The 8,027-nt window shown below is 55.4% G+C and carries 8 protein-coding genes and 1 pseudogene; 1 reads left to right on the top strand and 8 read right to left on the bottom strand.

What is annotated here, in order from left to right:
• Positions 1-109 precede the first annotated feature (109 nt).
• Positions 110-2,704: an HAD-IC family P-type ATPase gene (locus DXH47_RS08210; protein ID WP_225423541.1), complete on the top strand. Its 2,595-nt coding sequence runs from the start codon at positions 110-112 to the stop codon at positions 2,702-2,704.
• Positions 2,705-2,773: 69 nt separating this feature from the next.
• Here the strand turns inward: DXH47_RS08210 and DXH47_RS08215 are convergent, their stop codons facing one another.
• From DXH47_RS08215 to DXH47_RS11685, 8 genes and pseudogenes are all read right to left on the bottom strand, one after another.
• Positions 2,774-3,151 carry a DUF1634 domain-containing protein gene (locus DXH47_RS08215; protein WP_129032869.1) on the bottom strand — a complete coding sequence of 126 codons (378 nt, stop codon included), beginning with the start codon at positions 3,149-3,151 and terminating at the stop codon, positions 2,774-2,776.
• A complete protein-coding gene (locus tag DXH47_RS08220) occupies positions 3,151-3,996 on the bottom strand; it encodes a sulfite exporter TauE/SafE family protein (RefSeq protein WP_129032870.1) in 846 nt (281 codons plus the stop codon). Before DXH47_RS08220 ends, DXH47_RS08215 begins: the two co-directional genes overlap by 1 nt.
• Before the next feature lie 361 nt (positions 3,997-4,357).
• Complete coding sequence (locus tag DXH47_RS08225) at positions 4,358-4,963, bottom strand: LysR family transcriptional regulator substrate-binding protein (protein WP_225423537.1); 606 nt, start codon at positions 4,961-4,963, stop codon at positions 4,358-4,360.
• Positions 4,964-4,984: 21 nt separating this feature from the next.
• Positions 4,985-5,215, bottom strand: a complete 231-nt coding sequence (locus tag DXH47_RS11890) for a LysR family transcriptional regulator (RefSeq protein WP_225423538.1) — start codon at positions 5,213-5,215, stop codon at positions 4,985-4,987.
• A gap of 47 nt (positions 5,216-5,262) precedes the next feature.
• On the bottom strand, positions 5,263-6,168 hold the full coding sequence (locus tag DXH47_RS08230; RefSeq protein WP_129032871.1) for an alpha/beta hydrolase: 906 nt from the start codon (positions 6,166-6,168) through the stop codon (positions 5,263-5,265).
• Complete coding sequence (locus DXH47_RS11895; protein ID WP_225423539.1) at positions 6,158-6,964, bottom strand: PTS transporter subunit EIIC; 807 nt, start codon at positions 6,962-6,964, stop codon at positions 6,158-6,160. Before DXH47_RS11895 ends, DXH47_RS08230 begins: the two co-directional genes overlap by 11 nt.
• Complete coding sequence (locus DXH47_RS11900; RefSeq protein ID WP_225423540.1) at positions 6,886-7,431, bottom strand: PTS transporter subunit EIIC; 546 nt, start codon at positions 7,429-7,431, stop codon at positions 6,886-6,888. Before DXH47_RS11900 ends, DXH47_RS11895 begins: the two co-directional genes overlap by 79 nt.
• A gap of 165 nt (positions 7,432-7,596) precedes the next feature.
• Positions 7,597-8,027: pseudogene (locus DXH47_RS11685) on the bottom strand (hypothetical protein); the annotation flags it as partial.

Here is an 8,027-nt window from a genome sequence, read left to right on the forward strand (position 1 = left end):
TTACGGAGGCCCTGTGCGATTTTTATGTTGGGGGGTCATTTTTGTGATACAAAATCAAGTTCCCACTTCGCCAAAATCTACCGCACCGCCAACGGTCGCTTCGCCCCAGTTGATCTCACAACCTTGGCAACCATCTGCCAAGACTCTGGCGGCCCACTACCACACGAATCCCCAGACTGGACTGACTACCCAACTGGCTCGTGACCGGTTAAAACAGTTGGGACGCAATGAATTAACCACTAAAAAACAGTCGCGGTTCATTCAATTCATCAAACAGTTCAACAACAGCATCATCTATATTCTGACCGCCGCGGCCGTTTTAACCTTTCTGATGCACCGCTACTCGGACTTCATCGTTATCGGCCTGGTCATTATCGCCAACGCCATCATCGGCTACGTCCAGGAACGCCAAGCGGGCAATGCCCTTGAACGGATTCGTGAGCTATTGATTTCCAAAAACATCGTCATCCGGGACGGGGTCAAACGCGAGATTGACGCCCGTGATTTGGTCGTGGGCGACTTAGTGGTCCTCGAAGCCGGTGACGCGGTCCCTGCCGACCTGCGTTTAGTCGCCGCCGATAACCTAAGCATCCAGGAATCTATCTTGACCGGAGAAACCAACCCGGTCGCTAAACAGGCCAAACCACTACCGGCCAACAACTTACCACTAGCCGAGCAGCGTAACTTGGCTTTCGCCTCGACCGCCGTCACCAACGGCTCCGGCCGTGGCATCGTGCTGGCGGTGGCGGATGCGACCCAAATCGGTCAGATTCAGGGGGCCGTCGAAACCGTCCAGCCCAAGCCCACCCCGTTGATGCAAAACCTGAACAGTTTGGGTGTCAGCCTATCTGTGGCCATCGCGGTCATCACCATGGTCGTGGGCTCGATGCCCGAAGGTCTGCCCGCCAGCACCTCGGTGGTCCTCGCTATGGGGACCCGCAAGATGACCAGGCAAAACGTTATCGTGAAAACTTTACCGGCCGTCGAAACGCTGGGCGCCGTCGACATCGTCAACACCGACAAGACCGGCACGTTGACCAAAAATGAAATGACGGTCACCAAGGTCGTGACCCCGGAACACGCCTTTACGGTCACCGGGGTCGGCTACGACGACAACGGCCACATTTCGTTTGACGGCGATTTGGAACTGGCCCACCAAAAGTATTCCTGGCAGCACGACCACGCGATGCGCCGCTTACTACGTATCGCCGGACAGACTACCGACGCGCAGTTGCACTTCGACCACCAGAATTGGCAGTTGACCGGTGAACCGACTGACGGCGCACTGACCACGCTGTACCGTAAATTGACGGGCCACGACCCCGTGGTCCACGCACTCGACGCGTTGCCGTTTGATTCGGCCAACCGCTTTTCGGCCCGCCTGGTTGAACAGGACGACCAGCACGTTTTGATGGTCAAGGGCGCCCCGACTAGTCTCTTACAATTGACCACGGCGGACACCGCCACCGATTATTGGCGCGCCCAGCTCCACCGATTGACCACCAGTGGCTTACGGGGCGTGGCCTTAGCCGAACGGCGCGTTGACCCCAGCGTGACCCGTATCACACCGGACTTGATTCGCCAGCTGACTCTGGTGGGGTTGGTCGGCATCATCGATTCACCGCGCGAGGAAGCCACCACGGCCATCGCCGATTTGCGACGTGCCGGCGTCCAGGTCAAAATGATCACCGGTGACCACCCCGATACGGCCGTCGCCATTGCCCAAAAACTGCGTTTGGCCGACCACGTCCGGGCATTGACCGGCCCCGAGATGGACGCGTTAAGTGACGCCCAATTGGCTGCCGTTATCGATAACTATAACGTCTTCGCCCGCACTACCCCGGCCAACAAGCTCCGCATCGTGCAGGCCCAACAGGCCAATCACCACGTCGTTTCCATGACCGGAGATGGCGTGAACGATGCGCCGGCTTTAAAGCAGGCCGACATCGGGGTCGCTATGGGCATCAAGGGGACCGAAGTCGCCAAGGAGGCCGCCGACATGGTCTTAGTCGACGATGACTTTACCGACATCGTCGCCGCCGTTTTCGAGGGCCGGCACGTCTTCGATAATATCCGTAAGACTATCCGGTTCCTATTGCCGACCAGTTTTGCCGAAGGACTAGTGGTCATCTTAAGCATCTTGCTGGGCCAGCAACTGCCCCTCTATCCGGCCCAGTTGCTGTGGATCAACATGGTCTCGGCACTGACCATCCAGTTCGCTTTCATCTTTGAACCCGCCGCCGACACCATCATGACCCGCGGCCCCCGAGACGTTCGTCGCGGTTTACTATCCAAACTCGATACCTTCGAAATCACCTACGTGGCACTTTTGATTTCTGGGCTAGGCATTGGGGTTTTCGACTACCTGACCCGCCTGGGCTTGCCCGTCGTCATTGGCAGTACCATGACCTTGAACGTCATCATCTTCGGCAAGATTTTCTACCTGTTCAACTTGAGAAACGACCATCCGGTCATCTCCAGATACTTTTTCCAAAATCAGATGGCCTTTTATATCGTCGGCTTATTAATTCTCTTACAGTTAGGCATCATTTATCTGCCCGCCATGCAACTGATCTTCAACACCACCAGCATCGCCTTTTGGGACGGCTGGGGGATTCCACTACTAGCGGGGACCGTGGTGCTTGTGGTCACCGAAATCGGTAAGGCTATCCGGTTCCACGTGTTACCCAAGTTCAAACGTTAGGACACAAAAAGGACGCGAAATCTAGCGCGTCCTTTTTGTGTGTTATCACAATCCTAATAATCATTGTGCTTATTTGTCGTAAATCCCAATCACTAACGCAATCATCAAAATAATCAAAACGGTCGTCGTGATGGCCACGTAAAGGTGATCCTTTTCCCGATAGAAAGCATAAATGGAGACGACCACCCGTAAAACGGGGGTCAGAATCAAACAATAAATGCCTAACATCATAATCGCAAAGGACTTCAGGTGCCAAGTCCCCACTAGAATCGCCCCAAACTGTAGTGGCAGGGTATCGCCGGGATACCCCGACTGACCAGTAGCGAGGAAGAGGATGAGGCCAATCGCCATCACGATGGCGGAAAAGATGACCCCGATTTGTAAAATGCGCCCGATGACGGTCTCGACTTGCGCCATTTCTTTGGCGGTTGCTGGTTTATCTGCCATTAGAAGTGAACCCCCAATCCCTTAAAGAGCATCTGACCACCGATGTACAGAAGCACCGGAATGAAGACGATGCGAATCCAGCGTGACGGCAGGATCTGCATAATACGCGACCCTAGCGCCGCACCAATCAGGATGCCCAACGCCATCGGGACGGCGATCGTGGGTAAAATCGAACCGTTGAAGAAGTACACCGTTGCACTAGCCGCGGCGGTGACCCCCATCATCAAGTTCGACGTCGAGCTGGACGGTTTCAAGGGCATCTTCATGAAAGTATCCATCGCCATCACTTTGAAGGCCCCTGACCCGATACCCAATAACCCACTCGCCACGCCGGCCCCAAACATTACGGAAAAGCCGGCCGGCACGTTTTCGACCTGGTAGTCCACGTCCTTCATCTCTACTTTATCGTAATAACTGCCGTTGAGCTTGAGCTTCGCGGCAATCTTATCGGGTTCTACCCGTTGTAAGACTTCCTGGCCACGGCGCAACTTGCGGTACATGTTCCAACTGGAAAAGACCAGCAAGCACCCAAACAACAGGTACAGATACTTCGGATCTAAGACCCCGGTCAATAAGGCCCCAGCGATAGCGCCAATCGTGGTCGCAATCTCCAAAAACATGGCGACCCGCAGGTTCAACACGTTATCGCGCAAGTACGCGATTGTCGACCCCGAACTGGTCGCGATGACCGCAATGATGCTGGCCCCAATCGCATATTTAATATTTAAGCCCATCCCCAGGGTCAAGATTGGCGTGATGATCATCCCACCACCGATGCCCAAGATGGCGCCGGCAATGCCGGCAAACACGCCCACGCCAAGCATGAGCAATGCAGTTTCTCCCATGAGTTAACCCCTCCATCATTTCGTCTGATTATAACTTTGATTATCGGCTTTTCCGTCCGCAGGGGCAAGTCTCGGCCCCCAACTTACTTGTGATGACCGCACAAACCCCAACTAGCCGTAATGAGCCGGTAGTCTGGCGCCAAAATGGAATCTTATCGGTCCATGACTTACGCTTACCGCTAGTTTGTGCGTGGCCATTCAATCTTTCCCGCCACCGGATTGGTAATTTACCGGTATCCCCGAACCCGTAAAAATCCTGCCACTATGCCCCATCCCGGTCACTCCAACACAACGGGGGTGCCATACTTTTATCGTATGGCACCCCCGTTAAATTGGTCTGTCTTTTTAAGTCACCGTGGCGTCAATAACTGTCGATGAACCGCTGAAGGAGCGGACTGATCGGAACTGCCTCCGGCCACACCAACTTAAGCGTAGTCTGCCAGGCATGATAGCGAATCACCCGGACCGCGGTCTTTTCCGTAGGCTCCTGTTCGGCCACGGACTGTGGCACCAACGCCACTCCGAGTTGCGCGTTGGCCCACTGGACCGCAGTGCGGGCATCATCACAGGTACAGGCGATAAATGGTGTAAGGTCGTGCTTGGCAAAGGTGGCCTGAAACTGCCGAGCAAAGCGGCGGTAAATAATCAGGGGTAAGGGTTGCAACGCCTCGAGTCGCAACGTGTTCCCCGCAACGTAGTCGTATTTTGGTGGCACGACCGCCACCATTGGTTCGGTCGCGAGTGGCTTGACGGTCAGCTGAGCCGCGTTAAACGGCGTCCGCACGATGGCCACGTCCAGTTGGTGGTGCGCTAATTGGTCCAGTAAGACATAGGTGTTAGCTTCGACCAACTTGAGTTGGACTTGCGGGTAATGGCGGGTCAACGTCCGTAACTTAGCGTTAGGGGTGGCGCCAATCGACGAAGAGGTCACCCCGATCGTCAAGACACCGGCAATCCCCTGCCCCAAACCCCGGACTTCGGTGGTCGCTTAGTCCCGTAAATCGATCAACTGCTGAGCATAGTCGCGCAACCGTTCACCGGCCGGAGTTAGGCTCACGCCGCTGGCCGCGCGACGCAGGAGTTGCACCCCCAGTTCCGATTCAAGTTGCTTCAATTGATAACTCAGAGGTGGTTGCGCCATATGGAGTTGTTTGGCGGCCGCGGTGATTTGCCCCACGTTAGCCACCATCAAAAAATAATCAAGTTGGCGAAATGTCATGCTGACCGCCTTTCCGTCCGGAAAATGCCGGACTCGTGTGCCACAGTTTAGGGGGTCTCGCCCCCGCCATCGATCTCACGGGTCGCCACGGTCGGCGTGATGGTCCGCCGCTTCTTGGTCGGTGCCCGACTTGGGACGTTTTCTTTCAGCAAGTATTGCCGAATCAGCAGCACGATTTGCTTATTTTGCGGCAAATCCGAGTGCGTGGTATCATCGCCCGTCACGGTGATCTGGGTGTAGTGCGCGACGTGGTTTTGAAAGAGATACTTCCCCTGGTTGACGCTGTTGGCGGGTACCGTCCCGTCACTGGAATAGTTTTCCGTGCCGGCGACCGAATAAACGACCAACTTTTTCGGCAACCGGGTCCGCCCGGCGATGAGTTCTTTGAGCATCGCCGTGCGTTCGGTCGTACTGTTTGATTCCATGTTATACGGTGTTGCAATCGTCATCAAGCGGTCGATGGTCACGGATTTGAGTTGTTGTTCGTTTTGTTCCAAAAAGAGGCTCAAAATCAGGCCGCCGTTGGAGTGGCCCAACGCCGAAAAGTGATTGAAATGGTACGGCTTGACCAGGTCCTTAAAGGCGATGGCTAACCACTTAGCCTGTTTATTGATATTAACGTAGCCGTCCCGGTTATTGTCAAAGGCAATCACGATAAAGGGGTGGTTATCGCCCCGTTTAATGGCACCCGTATAGGATAAGTGCCCGTTGGTCGCCACCTTGACCTTCAACACGCTGTGGGCCGTTTTGGTCTCTTCTCGCAACTGGGTGATCAAGGTGTCAAAGCGGTCCTGACTGGCGCTGGAGCCCGGAACCATGATGGTCGGATCCAGTGGGGTCCGGTAAGCCGACTTGTAGTGGGTGATTTTTTGGCGCATCCACGCGGTGCTCGGAAAAAAGATGGCCGCCACCACGACCACCACGATGGCGGCCAGGATTACCTTACGTTTCATCAGCGTCATCTCCTTCGACCCGGTTCAAGAGCTTGATGAACGGCCAATAAATCGCCACGGAGACCGCTAGGCAAACCAGACTAAGTAGCAAAGCGCGCCAGTCGCCGCCGGTCCCCAAGTACGCCATAAGGGGTCCCGGCGTGGTCCGCGGCATCGGGTAGGCGATGGGGGGCACCAATTTCCAGGTGATGGCACACCAGGCCAAGACGATGTTGACGGCCGGCGCAACTAAGAACGGGACCAGCAATAACGGGTTGAACAGAACTGGTAGCCCCAACAACGTGGCGTTGTTCAGGTTGACCAGATTGGGCAAAAAGGTCTGCGTCGCCATCTGCCGGTCCCGCGGCCGACGCGACCCCAACCAGATGGCGATGATGAGGGCCAACGTCATGCCGGCCCCGCCAAAGTTGGCGTAAGCGTCACCCAGCGTGTGCAGGGTGATGGCATTCGGGGCGTGCCACACCGACCCATGTTGGACCGCGACGGCCAAGTTTTGCAATGACTTGACCGAGTTATTGCCAGACAACTCGACCGGCCCAATCAGGCCGAGCCACCACATCAGATTATTGAACGTGGTGACGGCAAGAATGCGGATCCCATAGTGGCCAGGGTTCATGATCAACGCCGTCGCCCCCGCGTAGACCAAGCCATTCAGACCACCGGGGTTCAGCGCACTCAATCCGTAGCCCACCGCAATGGTCACCACTAAGACCAGACTCAACCCCGCCCGGTCAGCGTCAACCGACTCACCCAAGCCCAGCGTCTGGTTCGCGTCACGAATTGGTGGGCCAACCACGCGACGCCCAGTCTCACGACGATAGCCAAAAAGATACCTTGAGGGCCCAAGTTGTTTTCGACGAACTGCCCCCCTGCTTCGGTCGCCGACTGCTGATTGAGCACCGTGTAGTTGAAGTTTAAAGTTAAAAAAGCGATAGTACTGACTAGGCCGACCGCTAACGCGTTGCATTTATAGGTCAACGCTAAAAAGTACCCGGTCGCAAAGGCCACGATGACGGCCACGATATTATTAATGGCCAGCCCCATGATTTGAAAAGCCTGTCGCCACAAAGCCACCTCCGGCAACCAGGTCCCGACATGGTAAATCTGAAAGAAAAAGCCGTTGGCTGCTAGCACACTGCTGCCCACCGCATCGATCAACGTCATCACTAAAATAAACGGGTACGTGATAATCAAGGCGCGGCGAATCACTTGCATCGCGCGCCAATCACTCACCACCTGATTCCACCGCCAAAGTGTGTGCATCCAAATTCCCCCAATTTGCTGACTACCTAGCCCCCATTATACGTGCTTCCAGCACGAGGCGGGCGTAGACGTCTTACAAATTTGTTTATACTAAAAATGACCGGTTCAAGCTAGTGCTCGTTTGAACCGGCCATTATGGGTCACCTACTGGTCTGGGCGGTCAGTTTACCAATCAAAATTGTTCCCCGTCAAGATCTCCGGCTGGTGATTACTCAATAGGTACGGCAGCCCCTGTTCGCTAAAGTCTAAGCCCTCAAATTCCCGGTGAGACGCAAAGCGAGTCCAGCGCACATCTGCGCTGGTCAACCGCCCGCGTCCCGCCAGCTTACTGATTGGTAAGCTGGCCACCGAATCGTCGGCCACCAAGTACAAGCGATTGTTATGCGGGTTATACCCCATACTTTGAATCCGGGTCCCCGGTCCATGGCGCAAAATTTGCTTGGTCAACCGAAACTTGACTTGTTGGTCGGTGATGGTGCCCTGATAAAGGTACGCCAACTCCCCGGCCGGACAAGACCAGAAATACGCCCGGCCTTGGCGGTCAAAGGCTAGCACATGCCCACCAGGGACCGCGTAACTGCCCTCTTTTAGCCGGA

The sequence above is a fragment of the Levilactobacillus suantsaii genome (assembly GCF_004115745.1).
GTDB classification, from domain to species: Bacteria; Bacillota; Bacilli; order Lactobacillales; family Lactobacillaceae; genus Levilactobacillus; species Levilactobacillus suantsaii.